The organism is Pseudomonas sp. SAR267 (assembly GCF_052077595.1).
Lineage (GTDB): Bacteria > Pseudomonadota > Gammaproteobacteria > Pseudomonadales > Pseudomonadaceae > Aquipseudomonas > Aquipseudomonas vlassakiae.
The window spans coordinates 223,807-246,176 of the sequence record NZ_JBQIHU010000001.1; the positions used below are offsets into that span (position 1 = coordinate 223,807).

The 22,370-nt window shown below is 54.3% G+C and carries 24 protein-coding genes and 5 pseudogenes; 9 read left to right on the plus strand and 20 right to left on the minus strand.

What is annotated here, in order from left to right:
* Positions 1-28: 28 nt before the first annotated feature.
* From ACTORR_RS01220 to ACTORR_RS01245, 6 genes and pseudogenes are all read right to left on the minus strand, one after another.
* A complete protein-coding gene (locus ACTORR_RS01220) occupies positions 29-430 on the minus strand; it encodes a TetR family transcriptional regulator (RefSeq protein ID WP_441343456.1) in 402 nt (133 codons plus the stop codon).
* Positions 420-2,264 carry a site-specific integrase gene (locus ACTORR_RS01225; RefSeq protein ID WP_441343457.1) on the minus strand — a complete coding sequence of 615 codons (1,845 nt, stop codon included), beginning with the start codon at positions 2,262-2,264 and terminating at the stop codon, positions 420-422. Before ACTORR_RS01225 ends, ACTORR_RS01220 begins: the two co-directional genes overlap by 11 nt.
* Positions 2,261-3,871: a hypothetical protein gene (locus ACTORR_RS01230; RefSeq protein WP_441343458.1), complete on the minus strand. Its 1,611-nt coding sequence runs from the start codon at positions 3,869-3,871 to the stop codon at positions 2,261-2,263. The genes ACTORR_RS01225 and ACTORR_RS01230 overlap by 4 nt, the downstream gene beginning before the upstream one ends.
* 10 nt (positions 3,872-3,881) lie before the next feature.
* Positions 3,882-5,039 (minus strand): tyrosine-type recombinase/integrase, encoded by a 1,158-nt coding sequence (locus ACTORR_RS01235; RefSeq protein ID WP_441343459.1) that lies wholly within the window; start codon positions 5,037-5,039, stop codon positions 3,882-3,884.
* A 115-nt stretch (positions 5,040-5,154) separates the two neighbouring features.
* A pseudogene (locus tag ACTORR_RS01240) lies at positions 5,155-5,271 on the minus strand (Y-family DNA polymerase); the annotation flags it as partial.
* On the minus strand, positions 5,261-5,689 hold the full coding sequence (locus tag ACTORR_RS01245) for a LexA family protein (protein WP_054886490.1): 429 nt from the start codon (positions 5,687-5,689) through the stop codon (positions 5,261-5,263). The gene ACTORR_RS01245 and the pseudogene ACTORR_RS01240, both read right to left, overlap by 11 nt.
* A 101-nt stretch (positions 5,690-5,790) precedes the next feature.
* On the opposite strand from ACTORR_RS01245, the gene ACTORR_RS01250 reads away from it, so the two are divergent.
* The 4 genes from ACTORR_RS01250 (at position 5,791) to ACTORR_RS01265 (ending at position 8,107) form a co-directional block, all read left to right on the plus strand.
* Positions 5,791-6,510, plus strand: a complete 720-nt coding sequence (locus ACTORR_RS01250) for an SOS response-associated peptidase (RefSeq protein ID WP_262108541.1) — start codon at positions 5,791-5,793, stop codon at positions 6,508-6,510.
* A 28-nt stretch (positions 6,511-6,538) separates the two neighbouring features.
* The gene (locus ACTORR_RS01255; RefSeq protein WP_054886492.1) at positions 6,539-6,859 is read left to right on the plus strand and encodes a hypothetical protein; all 321 of its coding nucleotides are present in this window, start codon (positions 6,539-6,541) and stop codon (positions 6,857-6,859) included.
* Between the two features lie 464 nt (positions 6,860-7,323).
* Positions 7,324-7,506: a type II toxin-antitoxin system Phd/YefM family antitoxin gene (locus ACTORR_RS01260; protein ID WP_054886493.1), complete on the plus strand. Its 183-nt coding sequence runs from the start codon at positions 7,324-7,326 to the stop codon at positions 7,504-7,506.
* On the plus strand, positions 7,496-8,107 hold the full coding sequence (locus tag ACTORR_RS01265) for a YitT family protein (RefSeq protein ID WP_054886494.1): 612 nt from the start codon (positions 7,496-7,498) through the stop codon (positions 8,105-8,107). Before ACTORR_RS01260 ends, ACTORR_RS01265 begins: the two co-directional genes overlap by 11 nt.
* Before the next feature lie 148 nt (positions 8,108-8,255).
* Here the strand turns inward: ACTORR_RS01265 and ACTORR_RS01270 are convergent.
* A pseudogene (locus ACTORR_RS01270) lies at positions 8,256-8,351 on the minus strand (hypothetical protein); the annotation flags it as partial.
* 25 nt (positions 8,352-8,376) lie between these two features.
* Here ACTORR_RS01270 and ACTORR_RS01275 point away from each other — a divergent pair.
* Both ACTORR_RS01275 and ACTORR_RS01280 read left to right on the plus strand, forming a co-directional pair.
* A pseudogene (locus ACTORR_RS01275) lies at positions 8,377-8,609 on the plus strand (site-specific integrase); the annotation flags it as partial.
* Positions 8,610-9,195: 586 nt separating this feature from the next.
* On the plus strand, positions 9,196-10,206 hold the full coding sequence (locus tag ACTORR_RS01280) for a GTP pyrophosphokinase (protein WP_441343460.1): 1,011 nt from the start codon (positions 9,196-9,198) through the stop codon (positions 10,204-10,206).
* A 245-nt stretch (positions 10,207-10,451) separates the two neighbouring features.
* On the opposite strand, the pseudogene ACTORR_RS01285 reads toward ACTORR_RS01280, so the two are convergent.
* Positions 10,452-10,751: pseudogene (locus ACTORR_RS01285) on the minus strand (hypothetical protein); the annotation flags it as partial.
* A complete protein-coding gene (locus ACTORR_RS01290; protein ID WP_441343461.1) occupies positions 10,748-11,041 on the minus strand; it encodes a hypothetical protein in 294 nt (97 codons plus the stop codon). The gene ACTORR_RS01290 and the pseudogene ACTORR_RS01285, both read right to left, overlap by 4 nt.
* 109 nt (positions 11,042-11,150) lie before the next feature.
* On the opposite strand from ACTORR_RS01290, the gene ACTORR_RS01295 reads away from it, so the two are divergent.
* Complete coding sequence (locus tag ACTORR_RS01295; protein ID WP_441344113.1) at positions 11,151-11,816, plus strand: SOS response-associated peptidase; 666 nt, start codon at positions 11,151-11,153, stop codon at positions 11,814-11,816.
* Here ACTORR_RS01295 and ACTORR_RS01300 read toward each other — a convergent pair.
* Both ACTORR_RS01300 and ACTORR_RS01305 read right to left on the minus strand, forming a co-directional pair.
* The gene (locus ACTORR_RS01300) at positions 11,810-12,034 is read right to left on the minus strand and encodes a hypothetical protein (protein WP_441343462.1); all 225 of its coding nucleotides are present in this window, start codon (positions 12,032-12,034) and stop codon (positions 11,810-11,812) included. The genes ACTORR_RS01295 and ACTORR_RS01300 overlap by 7 nt on opposite strands.
* Before the next feature lie 12 nt (positions 12,035-12,046).
* Positions 12,047-12,253, minus strand: a pseudogene (locus ACTORR_RS01305) (DUF2514 family protein); the annotation flags it as partial.
* A 1,033-nt stretch (positions 12,254-13,286) separates the two neighbouring features.
* Here ACTORR_RS01305 and ACTORR_RS01310 point away from each other — a divergent pair.
* On the plus strand, positions 13,287-13,493 hold the full coding sequence (locus tag ACTORR_RS01310) for a hypothetical protein (RefSeq protein ID WP_441343463.1): 207 nt from the start codon (positions 13,287-13,289) through the stop codon (positions 13,491-13,493).
* A gap of 226 nt (positions 13,494-13,719) precedes the next feature.
* Here ACTORR_RS01310 and ACTORR_RS01315 read toward each other — a convergent pair whose 3' ends face one another.
* Positions 13,720-14,385: a hypothetical protein gene (locus tag ACTORR_RS01315; RefSeq protein ID WP_441343464.1), complete on the minus strand. Its 666-nt coding sequence runs from the start codon at positions 14,383-14,385 to the stop codon at positions 13,720-13,722.
* Positions 14,386-14,806: 421 nt separating this feature from the next.
* Here ACTORR_RS01315 and ACTORR_RS01320 point away from each other — a divergent pair, with 421 nt between their 5' ends.
* Positions 14,807-16,033: a hypothetical protein gene (locus ACTORR_RS01320; protein ID WP_441343465.1), complete on the plus strand. Its 1,227-nt coding sequence runs from the start codon at positions 14,807-14,809 to the stop codon at positions 16,031-16,033.
* 230 nt (positions 16,034-16,263) lie between these two features.
* On the opposite strand, the gene ACTORR_RS01325 is transcribed toward ACTORR_RS01320, so the two are convergent.
* The 8 genes from ACTORR_RS01325 to ACTORR_RS01360 all read right to left on the minus strand — a co-directional run bounded on the left by ACTORR_RS01325 (position 16,264) and on the right by ACTORR_RS01360 (position 22,369).
* Positions 16,264-16,557, minus strand: coding sequence for a hypothetical protein (locus tag ACTORR_RS01325; RefSeq protein WP_441343466.1), 294 nt, complete (start codon positions 16,555-16,557; stop codon positions 16,264-16,266).
* 127 nt (positions 16,558-16,684) lie between these two features.
* Positions 16,685-17,260, minus strand: coding sequence for a lysis protein (locus tag ACTORR_RS01330; RefSeq protein WP_441343467.1), 576 nt, complete (start codon positions 17,258-17,260; stop codon positions 16,685-16,687).
* Positions 17,257-17,808, minus strand: coding sequence for a glycoside hydrolase family 19 protein (locus ACTORR_RS01335; protein WP_441343468.1), 552 nt, complete (start codon positions 17,806-17,808; stop codon positions 17,257-17,259). Before ACTORR_RS01335 ends, ACTORR_RS01330 begins: the two co-directional genes overlap by 4 nt.
* 57 nt (positions 17,809-17,865) lie before the next feature.
* On the minus strand, positions 17,866-18,462 hold the full coding sequence (locus tag ACTORR_RS01340; protein ID WP_441343469.1) for a hypothetical protein: 597 nt from the start codon (positions 18,460-18,462) through the stop codon (positions 17,866-17,868).
* Positions 18,463-18,475: 13 nt separating this feature from the next.
* Positions 18,476-20,347 (minus strand): phage tail protein, encoded by a 1,872-nt coding sequence (locus ACTORR_RS01345; RefSeq protein WP_441343470.1) that lies wholly within the window; start codon positions 20,345-20,347, stop codon positions 18,476-18,478.
* 3 nt (positions 20,348-20,350) lie between these two features.
* Entirely contained in the window at positions 20,351-20,941 is a 591-nt protein-coding gene (locus ACTORR_RS01350) for a YmfQ family protein (RefSeq protein WP_441344114.1), read from the minus strand.
* Positions 20,938-21,978 (minus strand): baseplate J/gp47 family protein, encoded by a 1,041-nt coding sequence (locus ACTORR_RS01355; RefSeq protein WP_274084622.1) that lies wholly within the window; start codon positions 21,976-21,978, stop codon positions 20,938-20,940. The genes ACTORR_RS01350 and ACTORR_RS01355 overlap by 4 nt, the downstream gene beginning before the upstream one ends.
* Positions 21,968-22,369 carry a phage GP46 family protein gene (locus ACTORR_RS01360; protein WP_274084623.1) on the minus strand — a complete coding sequence of 134 codons (402 nt, stop codon included), beginning with the start codon at positions 22,367-22,369 and terminating at the stop codon, positions 21,968-21,970. Before ACTORR_RS01360 ends, ACTORR_RS01355 begins: the two co-directional genes overlap by 11 nt.
* Position 22,370: the final 1 nt, after the last annotated feature.

Sequence of the window (22,370 nt, forward strand, 5' to 3'; positions counted from 1 at the left end):
TGATCGGAGCATCCTTAGCAGGTCGGCCCTACTTTCTAGGTTTCGAGTTCAGCGCAGTAAGCTTTCCACTGGCCAACGCTTTTAACTCGGCAACCTCAAAGATCAGTCGCTGGTTTACCGAGGCCAGGCGAGCAAGCTCCGTCATCAACTGCTCATTTTCGGCACGAAGCTCCCTGTTTTTTTCCTTTTCATTCATGAGTGCCTGGTGTTTGGAGTCACGTTGGGCGCGCACAGACTTGCCCATGAGAGTGCGAATCCTCTCTGCCACCGCTGGATAGGTATTATGGACTAGGCCAGGGGTAACATTCGCTGCTCGGGCGACGGAGGCGATGGTAATTTTCTCGTTCTTTGCGACCAAGCCATCGATAACCTTTTCGAGCGTTTCGAGAGTTTTAGATCTTGAACGGGCTCGAACGTCCTTAGCGCTCATTGGCCGCCTCCTCGATGTCCTCGTTCAGCGGAGCAAGACCAAGGCTGTTAATGACTCCTAGCGCTACCTGTAAATCCCGTTCTGCTCGCTGCCTAACGGCGGGGCCTGCATCGACTATCTTTATCAGTTCCAGTTGCTGGCTGTAGATGTCTTGCCAGGTACTCGCAAAAAACTCATCAATCACCGAATTTTTGCATCCTGGACAACGGGTTGCCTCGTAAAGGCCAGCCCCTCCGCATCCCCGCTCCGTCGCTATGCACCAGCCGTGGCCAGTCGCACGGATATTTGCATGTGGAGCAGTTTGAGCAAGCAGGGCTGTTCTATCCTTGATAGGTATCGCCCGCAACTCGACAATCTTTTCAGCTGCCCCACCTGCTAGCGGCTGATCATCCAACCATGACTCAATTAAGTCAATTTTAAACTCGGTCATTTGCTGCATGATCTCATCAAAAAGAGCCATATCCTGCTGCGGATTGGAAGCATAAAGCTGCGTCATGCTCATACTGCTGTGCTTGAACTGCCACTTAAGCCAAATTAGAGAAGTACGCCCCATACGCGACTCGACGAAGCACCTTGCGTAAGTACGCCGGCACTGGTGGGTGCGAAGAGGCCAATCGCTGCCAGCGGCTTTTGCAGTGCGATCAAAGGCCTGATTCGAGCCTCCCCCACTAAGCGCACCAACACTCCTAGATCCAGTCCTACCATCATGGGTATAACGGGCTAGAAAAAGCTTCTTAGAATCCCTCCGAGCTTTTTCCAGTCGTAATAAATGTTCGGCAGGATCGTTTGGGCTCAGATTTTGTTCGAGCGCGCGAATCCCCTGTTCAAGTTCCTTTCTTATGCCAGCGGAATATCGCACAAGTACATTCAAGGCGTGCAGCGTAAGCTCTGGAACGAGATACTCCACTAGTCCTTTACCGGTTTTATGCTCGATAGTTGATACCCAGCAAAACAGCACGCCACTTTTGTACTCCCTCCGCCACTTATAAACCTCAATGCCAATGGCTTCATCATTGCGCATACCACTTGTGATCGAAACTATGTAAAGCACCGCATCTCTAACACGAATGAAAGCCTTCTCATTACAGGGTATGTAACCGATGCCGTTTACGGCAAGCTCCGCATCCGCCTCCGATAAAACACTCTCACAATGATTGAAGATTTTGGCCTGATCATCCGGAGGTATGATGCTCGTCCGCCCAACACCTTTATCCGCAGACTTAATCCCTGTGGATTTACCAATACCGCTAACACGCCATAGCGTAGAACCACCCCACGGATCTTGCTGGAGTGGATAAGTCATTTCAGATGAAAAGACCCAGAGAAAGTCGATAATCCGCAAGCGTCCGTACAACGTTAGCGCTCGTAATTTGAGCTCATTTTTGCAATAATGGACATAATTACTGATATGAAGGGGGCGAACATCATTGAATCTTGAAATCCCAAGGTCTTTGAGCCAGCGTAAAAATGGCATCACGCTCGCCGCAGCGAGGGTAGTAATGCCCCGAGCAATCGGAGGTTTAGAGCTAGGCAGCCCTCTTTTAAACCATGCGTAAACTACTGCCTTACAATCATCAATAAGAGTTTCCGGCAAAGCTGTATCCCAAACAATAAATTTGAAGCATTTGGAAACGTTAGCCTGATCGAAAAATGGACGTAGATCCCACTGAGCATCGCCGAGCCTGCTCAAAATCAACGTCTCACCGGTGTCACTCATGATGGCACTTATCACAATTTGTTGACGCTCTGATTCACTTAAGCCATGAGCACTAACAGGCTGTGCAACCAGAACATCATAGGCTTTCAATAGTGCATTGCTATTCCTAATGTTCATATTAAACCGCCGGCTTTCTTTCTCAAATACTTGATCTTCGTTGCCCAGAACGGATGCGGAGAAACCCGAGCTTTCGACTTTGCCTGACCAACAAGGGCAGAATCGAATTTGTGCGAGGTAAACTCATCTACCAATTTAATGTAGGCTCGTTGGCGTTTACGCCAGCTTTCCCATTCATCTGCAAGGAAATAGCCAAGTTCAATTTGTAGAAAGTACTGATAACTGAAAAGACGGTACAAATCATCCAGAGCACCTACGATGGCATAACTCGGACACCCTAGGCAATGGATGAATTCTTCACAATGGCTTATCCCGTCCTTCGGCGCCTTGGCGCCATAAAGCGTATCCTTGCAACCACCTGGAGGAGTTGGCGTTACACTGATACCACGCAGCTTATCAGTGAAACATTCGCCAACAAAAGCAGCTCCCTCCATCTTAATTTCATCATTCATTTTCAAATAATGGTTATCAGCCACAGCGGGACTATGCCCCATTACGGAAGACACTTCGAGAATGTCGCCGCCGCTTAGTTTCCACAATCGGCTCTCCATAGTCTTACGTAGCCGACTGAGAGTTACGTGAAGACGCTCCCCTTTGTCACTTTTCAGCCCGTGCCGCTCACATATATTTTTAGTTGAAATATACACGGCTCCTGCCCTCAACGTCACAACCTTGTTTTCACATCCACGCTGCCCCGAGCGATACAACCAAACACACGAACTTATTTCAGCAGACGCAAGAGCGACAAGCGGCTTGCTAATTTCGAGCGCTTTATTGAGTACGGCCACCCCATCGAGAGGGATAGCGTTGTACTTGTCAATCAAATTATTCTGACGCATTACTTTAATCTGCGCCCCATTACCCCGGCGCTTCACAGTATTTATCACCCTCAAGTTCGGCACAAAAGGATGAGGCATCATAGCATCCCTAGACATCTCCAATAGGGGCGTCGTATTAATACCAGACCTTGCCGCAATTATCAGCAGCATCACTGTCATAGCCTCCGCCCCATTACCTAGAAACTGATCTTTATGAATGGCAATTAAATCAACCTTTAGGGCGCTCAATAATCTCTGCATTTCCCCCATCGACAGCGGACTTGCATCCTTTGTCCTTTCAGCATTATTCGGGAATGCTCCGGGCGGCAAGAGGTCGTCCAAATCGACCTCGATAAACCCATAATCTGCGAGCGCTATAACCAAAGACTTAAAGCTTGTATAGTAATTTTTAGCAGTAGACCCGTGGGGGTACTTTAATTTCAACCATGAAATGAAGCATTCCAGATGGCGCTTGGTTAAATTGTTCGGCGCGGCAGGAAAAGCCTCTAAATTACTGCTGCGCAAGAAGCTTATAAATAACCTTAGACCATTGACAGAATACCCTATGAGCGTGGAAACTGAAAAATTACCACCATGCAAAAGCGCTCTGATGACGAATATACTTTGAGCAGCCCAAGCATCAAAGCCAAATCCCATGTACTGAGAGTGATCAATCTGCCTGTGATATCTCGGATTCAGAGGCAAATCAACAATGAGGCTATCCTCAACAGCATCAAAGCCTTTGACAACAGATGGCAGGACAGCCTTGTAATCTTTTTTTCGCGCCATAATCCTGACCTCATACACATCTGAGAGAGTCGGCCATAAAAATGGTATCAATCTCGTCCTCATGAGCAAGAACGGACTGAGCTTCAAGCTGATTTATCAAGTGCAGGTAAATCATTGTTGTCTGAACATCAGAGTGCCCGAGCCGATCACGAACATACAACAACGGCTCACCATTAAAGCCCTTATTTTTACGAAGAGCCAATAATGTATAAGTCCCGTAAGTATGCCGCAGCATATGGGCGCGCACGTAAAAGCCGCACTTTCGCTCATAGCACTTCATCACATCCACGACAGCGTCTTTAGAGTAAGGCCTCCCCTCATTAGTCAGGAGTAAGGCGGTAGGATTACCTGCGTCACGAGATTTACGCAATTGCCTTTGATGAAGCGAATATGACCACATTTTGTCCATCAGTGACCATGGGACATCAATCACCCTAGGACGATCATATTTTATAAGCATATCTGCGGGATCTAGAGCCACACTTATCATTTGCCCCGCACGCAATCCCTTCTTCAGCTTTGGATTGAAGACATATTTAAGCGGGAATGATCTTGCTTCACAAGAGCGCAACCCAGTTCGAACCATTAGGTGAAATAAGATCTGATGACTTGGATCAGCGTCCACGCCCAGGCACTCTTTGACTTGATCCTTAGTTAAGAATTTTGTAATTCGCCTGCGCTCGCGAACCATAACTGAGACCTTCACCTTCTCGGCTCCAGTCCTAACAACATGAGTAAGCAAACCGGAATGGGAAGCAACCCTAACTTTCTTCTCTCCAAACGGGAGAACCGATATGAGGTTGCGTTGTTTAGCCCACCGATAGAACCGGACAATTAACGCTAGGCGCTTGTTCACAGTTCCAGGATCGAGCTCCAGTTCGCCCAGTGACCAATCCGTATAACGTGAAAGGATACTCAGGCCATGCGCTGGACTTTCATCGTTCCAGGACAGCTGATTAGCCTCTAGGAAAGCGAAGTAGTCGTATAGACGCCGCCCATATGCTTCCCAAGTCAGATCGCTCAGGGACTCACCAGACTCGACGAGCGTATGCCAGAGAAAGGTCTGTGCCGGTTCGACAGGCCACCCGTCCGCCCCGATGAGCAGCGGAAACCCCTTAAAGGATCGACCAGCCAGGGTCAGATCTTCTGTTGCGAATACAAGCCTCATGCCGCGCCTTTTCCATCCAGAAGTGAATCCTTTTGAGGATTGGAATGGCTGATCCAGATCGCTTCAGAAGGAGGCGCGGACTGTACATCGTTTACTAACGTTTACCACCCCTCTGATCGTTGTTGCTCAATACGACGATCGGCGTCTTGGCCAAGTCAGGCCGGAACACGCGCTCACAGCTCGCATAGAACGAGTTGCAGTCGATCAGCGCGAACACTTGGTCACTGCGCATGATCACGAACGCTGTAGCGCACAACGCCCCAAACGACGAGCTCATCACCCTCCATGATGTACCGCGGCGGGTATGCTGGATTCTCCGATTTGAGGATTACCACGCCATCGCGGCGGTGCAGACGCTTGCAGACAGGCTCGCTGTTGACCGCTGCGATGACAATGTCCCCATGCTCTGCCTCACGACCGCGGTCGACAATTACGATGTCACCCGAGTAGATCCCTGCCCCTTGCATGCTGTCGCCCTCCACTTTAACCAGATACACATGGGGCGCGCGGAGGTCGAATAGCTCATCCAGGGAAATATGGCCTTCCAGATGGTCTGCCGCAGGCGAAGGAAAACCGGCTGGGACATGAAACGAGTAAAGCGGTAACGGTTCGGTGCCGCCGGTTGGCGTACCCAAGAAAGTGATGGTCATGATGGAAGGTCCAATGCAAGCTGTATGCATATACAGTAAATCTGGCATCGTTCCTCCGGTCAATCTGGGCAGCGATATTTCTGACAGGCGAGAGGTCAGCCATGTGTGGACGATATTCGATCTACGAGTCGATGGATCATTACCTACGCCAGCTATCGCTGGACCTGGTGGTGATCAATGGCTATGACCATGAGGCGATCAATCGCTACAACGTAGCGCCGTCGACCCGAGTCGAGATCATTCGCCAGGTCGGGGATGGGTTGATCGTGGACCGGGTGAAGTGGGGATGGTCGCCATTCTGGGCGAAGGGGAAGCGCCCCGATCCGATCAATGCACGGGCCGAGACAGTGGTGACGGGCAAGTTTTTCAGTGGGCTGTGGCCAGAGGGGCGAGCTTTGGCGCCGGCCAACGGCTGGTTTGAATGGATACCGGATCCGGCCGACCCTAAGCGCAAGCAGCCTTATTACATCACCAGCGCTGACGGAGGGCCGCTCTACTTCGCAGCGCTCGCCGAAGTGCACGGGAACATTGAGGCGGATGAGCGCGATGGGTTTGTGATCATCACAGCAGCCGCAGACCAAGGACTGATCGATATCCACGACAGAAAACCCTTGGTGTTGCGCCCTGAGCTTGCCCAGGAATGGCTCGACCCGGCTACATCAGCGCAGCGGGCTTCGGCAATCGTGGAACAGGGGTGCAGGCCGGCAGCGGACTTCCGCTGGTATCCCGTAGGCAAGGCGGTAGGTAATGTCAGGAATGAGGGTGTAACGTTGATTACGCCCAAAGACAGCGAAGATCAGCAGGGTCAGCTAGAGTTTTGATGAGTGAAAGCACCGCGAGATAACCATCATGCTAAAACAAGAAGCAGATGACGTAATTGAGCGTATCAGGGACGATCTGAAAAGACACGGCGTGCTGATCGGCTACGATTCAGAGCTGACTTCTACGGATTTCGGCTGCGACCTGGACCACCACGTTGCTCTGGTCAGAGAGGATCCGAACAACCGCGTTTTGCGTATCTCGATACATGACGAAGGCTTGTGGGACCAGCTCCGCCAGGGCGCCGTGTATCGTTGTATCGTAAGTGAATGCCACGGAAAGCTATTCGGCATTCCAATTACGATAGAGCCAAGGACTGATGCGTCCTACACCATCCAGTACAAACTCTAGGCGCCAGCAGGGTAGCCTGGTTGCCAGACTACCCTCACACCAAACTCAGCAGGTTTCCCTTCATCCTGCGCGCATGGCATCAAGAGCCTCCTTCAGCAGAGGCTCTCCCGCCTCAATCATCCCGATGAAGGTCCGCTTGTCCAAAACCCTGTCCCTCTTCATGCAAGTGGGCACCAGCGGAAATCATCACCCATCTACACCCCGTTTGATACAGCCGGTATAGGCACACCTGTGCCAGCCCCACCCCAGGCAGGATCACTACAGGATGCGAGAGCATAAATTATTCTCTAGCCCTGTGATCATCGTAATTTCTATTCGCACATAGGCGAAAACCACGCACATTTCGAAAGCACATTTCTGGTCAGGAGAATCATTATATTGCCGAGCGTTGCGCCTACCCGGCCGCGCAGCAAGAGGCGTATCCGCCTTCCTCGTGCAATACCAATCCCAAAAGGAAAACCTTCATGCATCAGGTGAAATATGACCTGCCCGAGGCTCAATCAAGCCTTGAGTTCATCCTTGAACAAGTGATCTATGGAACCGAGGTGGTTATTGTCCGCCACGGTGTAGAGGTTGCTCGCATTACCCCTGTAGACGGCCTGCGCCATCGCGGCACCGTCCTATTGGAGGCGCCGTATGAGCTGTGAGGCGGCGACCTACCCGCGCCACAGCGCTCTGGATGACGCTTATGGGCTGTTTACTGGCATCGCCCTGGCTGCGACCGGTATCGCCATCTTGGGCAAAAGTGGGCTGATCACTGGCGGCATTGCTGGCATGGCGCTGCTGGCGTCGTTCGTCACCCCCTACCCGCCTTCGGTCCTGGTGCCGGCCATCAACGTGCCGTTCCTGCTGTTCGCATTGTTCACCATGGGCCGGAACTTCACCCTGAAAAGCGTTCTGGTCAGCTTCGCCCTGGGTTTGGGTGTAAAGCTGGTTACCCCGGCGTTGAACGTTGCCGGCATCGACCCGGCGATTGGCTGGGCGCTCGGCGGTACGCTTCTGGGAATGGGCATTCTCTGCCTGGCCAGGCATAACGCATCTATGGGCGGCACCGGCTCTATGGTTCTGTGGTTACAGCGGAAATTCGGCATTAACGCCGGCGTGGCGCAGCTCGTTTGCGATGCGGCGCTGTTTCTGATCGCAGCCTTCTACCTGCCAGCAGACAAAATGGCCTGGTCGGCGGTGGGCACCGTCGCAATGAATCTGGTGCTGATCCGCTGGCACAAGCCGGGACGCTACCGCGGCTGAACCGATACCTCTCCAGGAATAGACCAGAGCCCTACCTTCAAGCCCGGTGATTGTGCCGGGCTTTGTTGCATTTTCGGTGCACGCCGGTCAGGCGTCGCTTCGCAAGCCAGGCCTGCCATGCGACTTCATTCAAGCTGCTGAGCAAGCAGCGGCAAGCGCTGGCTGCTGCCTCAAGCTCTTTCTCATATCCGATACGCTGTCGCCGCTCGGCCAGGAGCGCTCTCACCTTTACCTCGAGGCTGTCGGCTGGGAGGGACCGTTTGGTACTGCTGAACGATTTGGGGATCAGGCGTCGCCCCCCATACAACTGCCGTCACACCTATGCGACAATATGCTTAATGTCCGGCCTCAACCCCGCATTTATCGCCCACAGCTGGGTCACAGCGTGCAGATGCTGCTGTCGACGTATGCCCGTTGGCTCAACTCAAGCTCCGACTGGAGCGAGCTGGAAAAACTCAAGATTGGTATCAAATCGGTATCAGCTGAAAATCCAGCGTCGTAAGTTACTGATAGGTAAGCCCTTTGATCTCCACCGCCAACATCACCATGCGATTATTTTCGCGGTTTTGAGCGGCGTGGAGTGCAGTGTTTCCGGGGGTTTCAGCCTCTCAACTACGCACCAAAACGCATGCATTGGCCCAAGAATTGGCCCAAGCCTTATGGTGGAAACTTACCTGTCCGCCCGGTGCTTCCCAGCGGTTTTCAAGACCGTGGCATAAGCGCCCAATCCATGCGGCTTAAAGGGAAAATTCGATTCCAAAACAAAGACGAATCGGCACGGCTGCGGGCCGCATACTACAAGGGTCGCTGCTTCGGTTTTGGAATCGATTTTTGATGGCAAAACTGCTTGGACAGCCATTATAATCGGACTAACACGCCGGGGGATCTGAATGTGGCCATGCGGCGGTGAGCCCCTCTCCCGCACAAAATTTGTATCGCCTTGGAGGCCCACAGCTGCGAAAACTACCCTCACCCCTCCGGCATAGTCCAGAGAGGATCGAATGGTAGATGATCGGTTGAGGCCCAGCGTTTCAGACACTTAAGCCCTTTGATTGCAGCTTTGTTAGCAGCAAGGATCGCAACTGAAAATGACAGTTATCTCCGCACCAGAGCTAATTCAACAGTACAGAGATTTGAAACCGAGGCTCGTTCGATTAAAACATAATCTCTTAACAGCCTTGGAGGACATGATCACTCAGAAAAATGTCCCGATCTTTGCGATTGAATCTCGAGTTAAAGACGAAGACTCTCTTCTCGGTAAGATTTCCCGAAAGGGGTATGAGCCAACCCTAGGCAATATCGATGACCTTTGCGGGATACGGGTGATTTGCTATTACCAGTCAGACATAGATACTATTTGTCAGATCATTGACGGGGAGTTCGACGTTCTGTCAAAAGAAGACAAGCAGAGCGAGCTAGACGATGATAAATTTGGCTACCGATCGTTTCATTACGTGGTAAAAATAAAGGATGAATGGCTGGCCCATCCTTCTGCTAGGGGGCTAGACGGTCTGAAAGCAGAAATTCAGGTTCGCACCATGCTCATGCATACCTGGTCTGCAATTAGTCACAAACTTCTCTACAAAAAAGTTTCAGATGCCCCCGCGCAACTGAGGCGAAAACTTAATCGACTGAGTGCTCTAATCGAATTAGCGGACGAACAATTTGACTCTATCAAAGACATGAAGATTGAGTACAAAAATGTCGCATCTAAATCCGACGAAATTTTCAAGCAGCGAACGGAGCTAAACTCAGATGATCTGCTAGCTCTGCGAGATAAGTATTTCAGCGACCGCACTTACAACGACGAACATATCCCCAGTTTGCTAGAGGATATTCGAGAAACGGGATTCACAATGAAAACCTTGGTCGAAAATATCGAACACACGCTGCCGATATTGAAGAATATGGAGCAAGAAGAAGCGGAGAACTCTGATAGCGCCTTACCAATGTGGGGCTTCGCAGGAGTCATTAGGACCATCTTGGATCTTAATAGCGATAAATTCTATTACGGCCGAAGGAAAACTCTACCGGATTACGTAACAGACTCTCGCGAAAAATATCGGCGTATCCTGAACTCTGCCGCTCACAAGAAATAATCCGGCAAAGATCTTGTGTGAATAGAGACACACCGGGCTGAAACAACGACATCGATCGATATAAGCGGCGGGCCGATCAATGGACTGCCGCAACTTCTGATAATGCAGAAGTAGTGTGGAAAATCGACCTCAGGCCGCGTAGTTCGCGGCCTATGCATCGACCCTGTCTAAACCACATCGCCGACTTTGGGCAGGTTTATCCCAGCAAAACCGGAGTTCACCCGCTTAGTTTTAGACTGCAAGAATCCCTCCCTTGGCGCCCCGCCAACCACGATCCGTCCTGGGTCGTCCTTCCCCCACTCGTCCGCTGAATGATAGTGAAACAGGCCAAGGTGCCAGGCCTCCTCATGCTCGGTCAGCGCCCAATACCTTGCCGCCTCTGCAAACTCCAGCATTTCGACCAGGGTTTCGGCGTTTACCTCGCGTCGACGATGAGCGGCATAGGCCATCTCATCAAGAACGGCGGAACGCCCCTCGGGGTCCGTGACTAGGGCGAATTGGTCGTTCAGCTCATCCAGCCATGCTTGCGGTATCCCGACCATCATTCCTTCCTACACCACCAGGACTGCGCGTACAGCACGCCGTCGATGTCCTCAACCCCGTTGATGTTCATCCCGAGCTGGGCCATGCCATTGACCTTGGCATCGTGCAGCCGGGGGATGATGTCTGGTCCAGGGGTCGGGTTGAACACCCAGGCCTGCGTGGCCACCCGGCCCAGCGGTTCGCTGTGGTGGTCACCGATGTGGATGTCGGCGCGCAGAGGCTGGATCTTCCCGAGCTGCTTCGTGGGGATGGCCACGCCATTGACGCGGCGTCGGACGAGAAGGAAGTACATGCTGCACCAGATACTGTATATAGATACAGTATTTCAGCATCAGGAAACGCAAGCGCGCCAGTACCGCTCGGCGGACTATGCTTGTGTGCTCAGGCAGGAAGTATGGGAAATGTGCGGAAGGCTCAGCCAGTACCGCGGCATACACGACTTCGTTGAAACCCTCGGCATGCCGGAGGTGTGGCGGAACAACGTGGGCGATCAGGCGCTTGGCCGTTACAACGTCGCGCCGACCACGTCAGTGGCGGTGCTGCGGGTGGATGAAGCAGGGCCTCGGGCTGACCTGGTGAAGTGGGGATGGCGGCCACACTGGGCGACCGATCGCGCCGCGCCGATCAACGCCAGGGTCGAGAAAGTCGCTCACGGTCCATTCTTCCGTGCGATCTGGCCGCATAGGGCGATTACGCCTATCGATGGATGGTACGAATGGGTCGATGAAGGCGGACCCAAGAAGCAGCCGTACTACATCCGGCGAAGGGATAGGCGCCCTTCCCTTTGCGCCAGTATCGGCCAGTTCACCAACAGCGAGCACGACGGCTTCGTCATCATCACTGCCAACGCTCAGGGCGGGCTTGTGGACGTGCACGACCGCCGGCCAGTTGTGTTTGAGCCGGACCTGGCGCGAGAGTGGATTGCAGCCGGTATGCCCAACGAGCACGCCGAACAGATGGTGCTGAACCTGGGAGAGCCGTCTGAGGCTTTCGAGTGGTATCGCGTGGGCACTGCAGTGGGCAATGTGCGCAATCAAGGCGCCGAACTGATCGAGCAGCGTCAGTGAAGAGGTGGAAGTTTCTGGCCGCGCGCTTTGGCCACCACCCGCAGCTGGTAATCGCAGACCATTTGAAATAGCGACTCGGCCAGCAGGTGCAACCGCTCAACCTCTTCAGCGGGTTTCCCTTCATCCTGCGCCTGTTGATAAGCACGCATGGCATCCAGGGCCTCTTTCAGCAGAGGTTCTCCTGCCTCAATCATCCCGATAAAGGTGCGCTTCTCCATTACCCGCTCCGATCAGTTGATCAGAGGATTATAGGACCTCTCGCAGAGCTGGCCTGCTATTCGGGCTTGGTCATAAGCTTTCGCCAGCTCTCCCGCTCTCGCATCAGCCCGTGCGAACAGGTCGGAGAGCACCATGGCGGCGCGGGTGGCTGCCTGGCCTCGGGCGACAGCAGTGGTATCCGTGCCGGGGCAACTGACGGTGGCGGCGAGCTTGGCGCCTTTGTTCATGGTCATAGACTCTCGGCTCCTCCTGCGTCGTGGCGGATGGCGGCAAAATCCAATGGCTCTGGCGATCTGACGATCTTGGCCAAGCGCATCTCAGCCACCATCAAACGGCGCTGCGGTTGGCATGGAATGGCGTAGATTGGCGAACGGTTTGCCCCATTTTTGCCCCATCCCTTCTGGCATTTTGCACTCATCAACCATCTTCAAATGACAAATTTCGGGCAAAAAAAAAGCCGCTCTAGGAAGCGGCTTATTTGTTTCGGCAGCGGGCTAGGAACCGCTGCCATAATCCCAAGGGATCATTCGCACGGCCAGAGTTTACCGTTTTCGGTAAACCGAACCAACGTTTTTTCCACTTTAAGTGTAAAAACTTAAACACAAGTAAACTCACTATCCTAACAGATTTAAAGTAAGTCAAGCAAGGAAAAGCGCAAACGCTCAACCAGCTGGCAAAATGCTGTTATCATCCAAACCCTCAACCGGATCTACGGTTGACGGACCCTTTGACTCGGGCCTAGGAACCCGTCTCAGCTACATCAGAGGGCCACAAATAGGATAAGCCTCAAGGGATCATTCGCATGACACCTAACCTGGTAGGGGCTGAGAGAAACCAGGGAGGCAGTCCTCATTCAAGGGACGATACAGTATGCGGACTATCAAACGCCTACTGCGTGTGACGATGAAGTTTTACAGCGTTTACCGCGCCTGGAATTTCATTCGTGACAGCATCGACGCTCTGTAACTTAGAGTTCAGCAATAAAGCCTCATCCTAGGATGGGGCTTTTTTACCGGCAGCTACATCCTCCTCACATCGACTAATCCACGCCTGGGTCCGAGCTGGCTACTAAATCCTGTCGGGCAACCCACACGGGTGTAGGGATTTGAACCCGCCCGATATGCTCGGTAGGCCACTATAGGCCAGTAAAAGCGGTTATCCTCGCCTAAGCAAATGCCCTATTCGGGCCTTAAGCGCCCCAGAATCTGCCCTAAATTTGCCCTAAAAATATCACGGTACTAGGAGACCATCATGGACGAGAAAGCCGCGATCACGGCAAATACCCTAGAGCTGCTGCTACTCAATCAAACTGCCATCAGAACAGCACTGGAAGAGTTATCCCTCTGGGTTAGTCAACGTGGCTCGATCCACAACCACGACAACGTCATGGCGGCCCTGGTGACACTGGACACCCACACGGAAGCAATCTCAATCGGGATCGAAAGGCTACGGGCTTGAATCAGCAAAGCTGCCCCACAGCCTCCTATGCGTCATCGAGCGGCCGAGCCAGACCCGGCAGTGTGATGGCACCACCATACTCTTTCTAAACACCTATAATTACGAGACATTCAGAGAGCCCAGAGCCCCCAAGCCTTCGTACAATTATGTACCATTCATTTCGGCTTCTTGAATTCTAGCTCAATGCCAGCAGAATTTACCAGCAATCCCGCAGAACCCTGAATGCTCAATCTTTCGGCCACTTAAGCTCTAAGATTTCATTATTTTTTGTGGCATTTTCATGTAGGAGAAAGTACCTATTCACATCTTCACTCGCAAGACCACAACTAGTCAAAATAGCGCTATCTAGCATTTCACTTTCTTTATTATTCTGAATATAACCGCACAATTTCCAAGCCACCATGCATGAAACATTCAGATTCAGAAGGGATTTTGAATACAAAAATAAATCTTCATCAGGCTTCTTTACTTCGATCAACTTTTTGTTTATGAATTCCAAATGCATCAAGACTTGCTGAGTCCAGCGTCGCTGCTGCTTAGTGAACTGATCAGCAACTTCGATGAAATGCTTTTCAATGAACAGCACATTGACGCTGCTAGGGAACCGTGTTCCCGGAGTCACCCCGCCTTCTTCCAGCCACTTAAATAGAACCGCAATCTGCCCAAGTGCCTGCTTAAGATCCGCCCTAATACTTTCGATGTTTTCCAAGCAAACCTGAACCCTATTCTTCCTCAGCTTCCTGTCTTTGAGTGACGAGTAAGCATAGTTAATAGCAAATCCGACGAAGACACCGGCCAAAGTTGGCACCACCTTCCCTAAAATGCTTTCTGATTTACTCACAGATGAGCTCTGAATATAAGTCAGGCATTGTAGGAAGCTCTCTGTATCCATACCTTTTCCCTAAAATTAAACGCTAGCGGACGAAAGTTTCATTATGACCCACGCGTCGCCACCACTATTGCGCACAAGCTGTATTAACGATGATCTCAAAGCCGCTCAGCGTCCTACCCATCGCGGACATCCCCGTCAGCTGAGCAGCATCCAGCGGTTAGAGAGATTTTGACTCCATAAGCATTCTTGGATGATACACCGCCGAATTGCTCGCTCATCCTAGACGCTTGTCATGGAAGCTGCAACGATCACACTGGCTTGCTGACGGTGGTATCTACGAATTTGCTTTTCGTTCAGCGCCTAAAACCACCCTTAAAAATCCCAGCGCTGGACAACGCGAGCATCTACAGGCCGCCGAATAAGGCTTATACTTACAAACCAGCCTTCCGGTCATCATTATTAACCTTAAAAGGTCCAACTTATGATACTACCTAACGGAAAACAAATCTTATTTAAACAGTGTCAAGACACCTACAAGCACCAGCCACACAACGCCCTAAAAATCGGCGCAAACAATTCATACATTGTCACATCTTTCGAAATAAGCGACATCTGGGAATTTGGCCATTTCAAGATACATCCCTCACGAAAGATAGATCTCCCAAACAGGCATTTTGGGCTAATATCAAAAGTAGAATGCAACTCCCCCTTCGCAAATACTGTATTTCAGGCGTTCGCAACATTTATCGCGACACTTTTAACTTTCAGCACTGGCAAGAAGGCTTTAGCCCCCAATGAAATCGCCCCCTTTAACAATCGCGAACTTGCCCCTGAAGAAGAACTCAGCATTGCACTCCACCTTCCATTAACCGAAATGGGCCCACGGAAAACTGTTACGAAGAAATCTCAAGACTGGGAGCATCGAGCAAAAAAGAATATGGAGGGTCTCATTGATCAGCTTGCTAACCGAGACTTTCCTGAAAAAAAACGCACACAAATAGTACAAACCATAAGACTGTTTAGCCTATCAGTACTGACAAAAGAAATCGATTTTGGGCTTGCGTATCTCCTCACGGCTGCAGCGATAGAGTCAGCTGCTCAGCAGGCAATTAAACCCGATGAAGTTTCTGAGTTACCACCCAAATATGAAGCCTGGAAAGAGAAAGCGGAAAGGGAAGACGGAGACTTCAGGGAATTATTCAGAGAATACGAACAAAATCGCAATAAAAGTAATCTAAAGGCACGGTACACAAAGTTCATATTTGACTATTCATCCGTAGAAGAGTGGCACAAAGAAATTGAGCATCCGAATCAAGAGGCATACGACATTCTTCCCGCAGAGGCAAAACCCCATTTCGAATTCATGATCCGAAAAAATCAAGGTGAGTACTACCCAGAAGACCTAGATCATGACGAATTACACAGAATAATTGGAAAGACGTATGCTCATAGATCTGGATTCATTCATGAAGGCGTACAACCTCCACACACAGACGCAGCCACCACCAACAAATTCTTTCAACAACTAACAACCATAGCTCACGCAGAAAGAAAACCGAACCAGTCAATTGAGCAATTCATAAAAACCGTAAAACAGATAAAGCCTAAATTCGAACTCTTACCAAACATTGAGCTCATGACAACCATCGGTATGATATCCATCAGGAACTGGATCAACTCATTGCAACCGACTCCGCACCCTCTATAGGCAAGACTAAATTTCGCGAGCAATATAAAGTCTGCACCCTCAATCATAGTAAGCATAAAGAAGCGCCCACTCCAAAACATAGGGGCGGGCGCTTCTATATCAATGAGCAATGTAAAAGTTTATGAAGAGCAACCAGTAACGGTGTATGACTAACCACTGTCCATAACGTGAATCGTCAAGGGCTCGCAGCAATCAGGATAACTTTCAGCCTTCGTTTTATAGTAAAATGCTCACTGCGGGGTGACCGTAAACACATGCAAATCCACTCCATCACGTATCGTCACACCAACAAGACAGCCATTTGGCCCACTTCCTGCTATTATTTGATCAATTCGCTGTTCTACATAAGCCGCTACTACAATCCCCACAACTGGGATGTTGGCGGTTAAAAATGCAGCAAGGGCCGCACGAACAGCATCATTCTTCAAGGTGCCAACATCCGCGCTATCCAAAGCTATAACAATATCCGTATCTTCATGGGGCGGAATGCCACGCGTCGAAACATCAACACTTTTTACTTCCATAACGCCTCCTACATAAGCTCAATTTGATTTTAGGCGCCCACGCATTTTTCGCACGGAAAACCTCAACAACATTTCGAAATAAAAATTCTTACAACATCGGAAAAACCATAGAAGCAAGCTCAACCCGTTAGTGCTTCTGCGGTCTATGATTTATTTCTCGCACATAACCTTGACAAGCTTCGAGCGCGATTAACCCCCGGTCGCCTTCGTCGGTGATGGCGACAACTCGTTGAGTATGCGCTCGGTCAAGTTGGGCGCGTACGGCTCCATGTACCACGCCTCCGGTGCCGGTGGCTTCTCGCATCCCACCGTCACAACCCTGGGGGGCAAGGGCTCCCGCGTCGACAAGGACTGACAACCGCAGATCAGCGGTAGCAAGCCGGTCACGCAGGCGAGCTTGAGCTTGTTGAGCATCGTTCATTTCCTTCCAGTGCGTTTTGGTCTGATCCTGCAGGCGGGCCTCCAGGGCGCGGCGCGCTTCCTGCTGCTCTTCCAGTTGGTTGAGTGCAGCTGCAGCGGCCTCCTCACGCTCACGGCCGTACACGCGGTCCCTCTCCGCCATCTGCTTGCCAAAGTCGTCAGCCTGCCCGGCGAGCTGCGCGCCATAGACATTCGCCTGCCACACCCAGGCTGCCCAGGCGCCGATGGCACACACGAGCATAGGGGCCGCCAGGGCGATCAGGCGACCGCCCAAGGCGCTCACTGCAGCACCTCAAGCGCTCGCTTGTAGAGGGACAAGCGGTCATCCAGGCCGTTGGTACCACCGTTGATCCGCTTCGTGATGGCCAGCATATCGCCCTTGTCTGCCAGGTTGTTCAGACCCTCCTTCTGCCAGAACCAGCCGGCCGACATCGCGGCATAGACCGGTTGCTCGAGCAGCTCAGGGGTACTGAGCAACCGGCTGTCACCGAACAGGGCCTCGCTGCAAGCCTCATAGTTGAACCGGCCCGTGACCTGAATGAGCCCTCGGCCACAGTACAGCTGGCCGTCACCGTCAGCCTGTGGCGTATTACCCAGGCGCTGTGCCAGGCGACCGGTGTCGTACTTCGACAGGTACTTATCACTACCAAGTTCGCGCACGTATTGAAGCTGGCCGGACTCATGCCCCACCTGGGAGATGAATGCTGCCATGCGCAGACGGGTGACCATGGCGAATTTGCCCATGGTGGCGTTGAGGCCAGGAACAAAAACGCCGGCTTTTCGGCCGGCGCTTGGAAGGATCTGGAGCAACTGTTTCTCAGTGATTGGCATTGCGAAGATTCCTAGATTCAAACAAGTATGAAAAAGCCCCGTCAGTGCGGGGCTTCATTAGGTTTGATCGGCGATCCAGGGCGGCGCCACAGGGCGCTGGGCCGTATCGGGAAAGGCAGTGGACTGGGGCCAGTCGCGCAGCTCCTGCAGGTAGGTCAGCAACTGGGCAAATTGCTCGGCAGTTAGGGTGGGCTCCTTTTGAAGGTCTTGCTCGTCACGGTGACGTTCACGCAGCCATTTGACCCGCTCCACTTCACCATTACGCCAGGCTCTTTCTTGCTCAGCCAGGCGCGCAGCGCGCGCAGCCTCGTCAAGCACCCATGCGTTCTCGGACCATACGTGGTCTTCACCAGGCCACGCCACGTGAGTGAAGCCCGCCGGCAGCTCCCCCAGCTCGAAATACTGCGTGGCAGCGCCGTCGGCGGTCGAGTAGACCAAGCCGCGATAGTCTGGCGTCAGCAGCCAATCATCCCCCTGCAGCACCGCCGCCTGATGTTCGCCGGCTACTGGCGGCTTCGCCTGCGTGGCATGCGCCGGGATCAGCAAAAAGCTGTCGTCGATCGGGTCCAGCCGCGCTTCGCCCTCGCCCAGCAGCTCACCCGTTTCCGGGTGGACGTGGTAAATCGTGCGATCAATTGGTGTATCAGCTTGCATGTTTACCTCACTGTCAGTATTTGATGCACCAAAGCATCGCCACGTTGCGCATACGGGTTTCACTGGCGACACGCACAGCCCCGTAACCCGCAAGATCCACCGGGCCGAGAATGCGAGCGGTGCTGGTGGAACCGCTCACGCCGTTGTTGTGAGAGAGGAACTCTCCCGATCCGCCAGACATGCCGTTGATCTGGTTGGTGTTGGCATGACCATGGCCCTGCATGGCGTCCAGTTCGATGGAGCCAAGCGCACGCCCCGGGTTGATACCGCGCCCCAAGTCCAGACCCCGGATCACTTCGCCGCGCATGTCTGGCAGATTGAACGTAGTGGAGCCATTGCCCCACCCGAAAGCACCGTTCGTTGCGGTCAGCAGCGCGGGATAATTGGCACGCAGCACTTGCGAGCCATCGGCCACAAGCCAACCCGTCGGCGGCACGGTCGACGCAAAGGCCTGGACCGCACCCACCATGTTGGTGACTACCTCGATCCAGGGGCCGAAGACATAAGAGTCACTGGCTCGGTGCCACTCGCGGGACGTCAGATGCTCGCGGAAGGTCTGCTGAACTACGCCCAGCCCCCACACTTCGTGGCGCACCTGCGAGCCTTGAGGGTTGGCACCGGGCGGCACGTTTAGACAACCCGTGGTGGTTCGGAACCACGACGTGCCGTCGTACTGGGTGTTCAGATCATTGCCCGGGAACAGCGGGGCATACCCGCCAAGCCCGAAGTCACCTTGCTTGAGCCGATCAGCCAGCAGCGCGGTGACTTCACCCTTGGTGAAGGCCAAGCTGGTATCGAGCAGCCCACTGGTCTCCCAGGTGATCGGCCCCGTTCCCGCACCTGCTCGAGCAACAAATAGCCCAGTCGCCCGAGAAACACCCAGGCAAATAGCGGTTTTGGTCGTATCACGGCGCAGCCATTGCTGCCCGTTGTAGTAGCAGTTGAGCGCAATCGACGCCTCAGCATTGGCCGTCATGAACACCAGGTCGCCACCGTAAACATCGATACCATTGGGCAACGGATTGCGGATGGGCACAGCATCTGTGATCCCGTAGTCGGCCAGCGTGGTGCCTTTGCCCGCCTTGCCGGCGAGGGCGATAAGGATATTCGCGGCAAACTGCGGGTCGTTGTTGAGCGCCGCAGCCACCTTGCTCAGTTGATCCAGACTGCCCGACACCCCTCCCCGGATGGCGAGAATCACGTCTGACAGCTGCTGGGCCATCTCGGTCTTGGTGTAGGCATCCACGATGCCACTGCCCGCGAGCGTGTTTGGGTTGCTGCCCGCCAGCACTCGTCCATCAGCACCGACCTGAACCTTGGTATAGCTCCCGGCCGCTACGCCGGTGCGGCCCAGCGCCTGGGTGAAGATCAGCGCCGTGGTGCCCAGCTGCGGCAGGGTGTCGTTGCTCAGCTGCCAGACCGTGCCACGACCCAGCGTGCCGGCCTGCACCCCGATCATGTGCCCCGGCGTGCACTGCTCGCTCTCGCTGGCGTCCAGCGCACGTACCCAGGCCGCCGGCGACGCGATGTAGATCCAGTTCTGCGCCGGGTTGGCCTGATCCTTTGCCAGCACCCGGTCACCGTCTGCCAGGGCCACACCATCAATGGTTTGCAGGCCAGACAGCGCGATTGCACCGGTAGTCGCGCAGCGAACCGAGCGCTTCATATCGCTGGCCGAAATCGCCTGAATGGCCTGCAGCAGCTGCGTGGATTCGTCTTCGCTGGGATCCAGGCCAGCCGCCGTGATCACGGCCAACAGCTCGTCCGTCACCGCGTTGCCCCAGGCAGACGGGATCAACGACCCAGGCTGTCCAGTGGACGCGTTCTCATCGACAAATTTGCCACCGACCAAACCCACGTTGGGCGTTTTCTTTGGGTAATCCATAAGTCATCCGTAGTTGATTGTTTCGAGAGTGTGGGCCGGGGCAGCGCGCCCCACCAGGCACTCAAGGGCACCGTTCGCCGCGCCGCCGAAGTGCTGGCCCCAATGACTGAATCCGAAGCGGCTGCCCTGGGCGAGCCGCTGGCCGGTTTCCAGCGTCCACATGAATTGCGCGCCCCAGGTGCCAAAGTGGGCCGAGCCGAAGCGCGCACGGCCGAAGCGCGGGGCGCGGTGCTCGACCACCCGCGCTTGCCGGTAACCGAGGCTGAAAGCCAGCTCCACGAAGTACGCCGGTGTCTGGCCGCCGACCTCCAGCAAGCGCCGGCGCACCGCCAACTGCCGATCGGCGAAAGTGGGCGACTCGCCCATGCAGGGGTCAGGCAGCTGCATGACCCGCTCCCAATCTGGCACCAGTTCGCGCACCGTGCTGGGATCGCTCTCAGCCAGCAACGCGGCAGCGCGCAGGTCTTCCCGCGCCAGTTCCTGGGCGGCCGCCTGCAACAGCTCGTCCACGCCGGAGTTAAATTCGCGGTCCCAGGCAGGCCCCGGCGGCAGCAATGCGCGCAGTTGGGCGGCGTAGTCCGCCACTGTCCTCACAACCACAGCACACCCCCATAGGTCAGCAGCTCATTAGCCGCTGCCGCCACGTCACCCACAGGGGCAAACACCTGATGGTCACGCTCGCCTGTGGCGCCGCTGATGGCTTCGCTGACGTGCGTGGCCAGCAGGCCGCCGCCTAATTCCGACTCGCGGTTGTGCAGGTCGACCAGGGCGGCTTCAACGGCACGGCGCACGGCGCTGCTGTCCGGGGTAACCGATAGCTGGTACTGCACTGGCTTCTCCACCGGCGGCAGCACGTACACTTCGGCGGTTACCGGCCGCTCCTGCTCGATGTAGGCGGCCACCGTGGCCAGCGCTTCGTCGTTGGGGATGATGTCGATATCCCCGTCGCGCACGAAGAACACCGCCACCGTGCCCGGGCCAAGCCAGCGACGCAGCACCCACACACGGGTCACGCCAGCGACCTCTAGCGCCCAAGTTTCGTAGTCGCTTTTGCTGCCGCCGTGGGCAATGACCTGGTACGAGCGGATTACCCGGGTGCGCAGCGTCTCGATGCTCTCCTGCTCAGTGCCGCCGGCCAGGCCTGGCGCGCCGACAGTGAACACCTCATTGACGCCCAGCACTGGCGAGACCAGGCGAAGCTGGGTGCCGGCCGGCGTATTGCCCAGCTCACCGGCGTCCAGCGCCTCGATCTCGGCAACGCCCGATGTGGCGGTCAGCTTGACCGTGGCGCGCACCCGGAACAGCACCTGGTCATCGCGCTGCAGCAGCGTGCCGGCATCCAGCAGTGCCGACACGGCGCCGGTGAAAGCCGCCGGACCGGTAGCCGCGACGGCTTCCAGACGGCCGCGCTTGAGACGCGCACGTGCCATGCGCAGCAGCGTGTCTTCGTCGGCGGTGTCTGGCAGGATCTGGTCGGCGATGTACTGCTGATGGCCGTAGCGCCCATAGCTGGCAGCGCCCAGCACCCGAGCCAGCACCTCGGCGTCGGAGCGCACCAGGGCGCTACCACCCGACAGGTCGGATTGTGCCCGGGCAATCAGCGCGGGCAACGTAGGGGTTTCAAACGGCATTGATCACCTGCCATAGCGTGTCTAGTTGAACATCGATCACCGAGCCGTCGCGCATCGACAGCACCACCTGCAGGTCAAGCCGATTAACCCCGCGTGACGCCGTTACGGTAACGGCGCCCACTCGGTCGTCATCGCCCAGCCAGGCCAGCGACTCGCGGGCGAAGGCCTCGGCGTCGCGCACCGTGTCATCGGTCAGCGTGCGCCGGCGCAGCTGCCACAGGCGCGAACCGATACGATCGCGCTCGACCGTGGGAAAGGTGTCGCCCCACCACCCGTAGCGCTGGTCATCGTCCAGCAGGTCGCCGTCCTCGGCGCGGCGCCAGGTCAGCAGGCTGATCACCACCGCCCGCTGCCAGGCCTGTTCCGCGCCGTCATCGCTGAATAGCGCCATG

What these genes read in the sequence shown, in the direction of transcription:
- ACTORR_RS01220 (WP_441343456.1), bottom strand. Translation starts at nt 430, where the DNA reads ATGAGCGCTAAGGACGTTCGAGCCCGTTCAAGATCTAAAACTCTCGAA.
- ACTORR_RS01225 (WP_441343457.1), bottom strand. Translation starts at nt 2,264, where the DNA reads ATGAACATTAGGAATAGCAATGCACTATTGAAAGCCTATGATGTTCTG.
- ACTORR_RS01230 (WP_441343458.1), bottom strand. Translation starts at nt 3,871, where the DNA reads ATGGCGCGAAAAAAAGATTACAAGGCTGTCCTGCCATCTGTTGTCAAA.
- ACTORR_RS01235 (WP_441343459.1), bottom strand. Translation starts at nt 5,039, where the DNA reads ATGAGGCTTGTATTCGCAACAGAAGATCTGACCCTGGCTGGTCGATCC.
- ACTORR_RS01245 (WP_054886490.1), bottom strand. Translation starts at nt 5,689, where the DNA reads ATGACCATCACTTTCTTGGGTACGCCAACCGGCGGCACCGAACCGTTA.
- ACTORR_RS01250 (WP_262108541.1), top strand. Translation starts at nt 5,791, where the DNA reads ATGTGTGGACGATATTCGATCTACGAGTCGATGGATCATTACCTACGC.
- ACTORR_RS01255 (WP_054886492.1), top strand. Translation starts at nt 6,539, where the DNA reads ATGCTAAAACAAGAAGCAGATGACGTAATTGAGCGTATCAGGGACGAT.
- ACTORR_RS01260 (WP_054886493.1), top strand. Translation starts at nt 7,324, where the DNA reads ATGCATCAGGTGAAATATGACCTGCCCGAGGCTCAATCAAGCCTTGAG.
- ACTORR_RS01265 (WP_054886494.1), top strand. Translation starts at nt 7,496, where the DNA reads ATGAGCTGTGAGGCGGCGACCTACCCGCGCCACAGCGCTCTGGATGAC.
- ACTORR_RS01280 (WP_441343460.1), top strand. Translation starts at nt 9,196, where the DNA reads ATGACAGTTATCTCCGCACCAGAGCTAATTCAACAGTACAGAGATTTG.
- ACTORR_RS01290 (WP_441343461.1), bottom strand. Translation starts at nt 11,041, where the DNA reads ATGTACTTCCTTCTCGTCCGACGCCGCGTCAATGGCGTGGCCATCCCC.
- ACTORR_RS01295 (WP_441344113.1), top strand. Translation starts at nt 11,151, where the DNA reads ATGTGCGGAAGGCTCAGCCAGTACCGCGGCATACACGACTTCGTTGAA.
- ACTORR_RS01300 (WP_441343462.1), bottom strand. Translation starts at nt 12,034, where the DNA reads ATGGAGAAGCGCACCTTTATCGGGATGATTGAGGCAGGAGAACCTCTG.
- ACTORR_RS01310 (WP_441343463.1), top strand. Translation starts at nt 13,287, where the DNA reads ATGGACGAGAAAGCCGCGATCACGGCAAATACCCTAGAGCTGCTGCTA.
- ACTORR_RS01315 (WP_441343464.1), bottom strand. Translation starts at nt 14,385, where the DNA reads ATGGATACAGAGAGCTTCCTACAATGCCTGACTTATATTCAGAGCTCA.
- ACTORR_RS01320 (WP_441343465.1), top strand. Translation starts at nt 14,807, where the DNA reads ATGATACTACCTAACGGAAAACAAATCTTATTTAAACAGTGTCAAGAC.
- ACTORR_RS01325 (WP_441343466.1), bottom strand. Translation starts at nt 16,557, where the DNA reads ATGGAAGTAAAAAGTGTTGATGTTTCGACGCGTGGCATTCCGCCCCAT.
- ACTORR_RS01335 (WP_441343468.1), bottom strand. Translation starts at nt 17,808, where the DNA reads ATGCCAATCACTGAGAAACAGTTGCTCCAGATCCTTCCAAGCGCCGGC.
- ACTORR_RS01340 (WP_441343469.1), bottom strand. Translation starts at nt 18,462, where the DNA reads ATGCAAGCTGATACACCAATTGATCGCACGATTTACCACGTCCACCCG.
- ACTORR_RS01345 (WP_441343470.1), bottom strand. Translation starts at nt 20,347, where the DNA reads ATGGATTACCCAAAGAAAACGCCCAACGTGGGTTTGGTCGGTGGCAAA.
- ACTORR_RS01355 (WP_274084622.1), bottom strand. Translation starts at nt 21,978, where the DNA reads ATGCCGTTTGAAACCCCTACGTTGCCCGCGCTGATTGCCCGGGCACAA.
- ACTORR_RS01360 (WP_274084623.1), bottom strand. Translation starts at nt 22,369, where the DNA reads ATGGCGCTATTCAGCGATGACGGCGCGGAACAGGCCTGGCAGCGGGCG.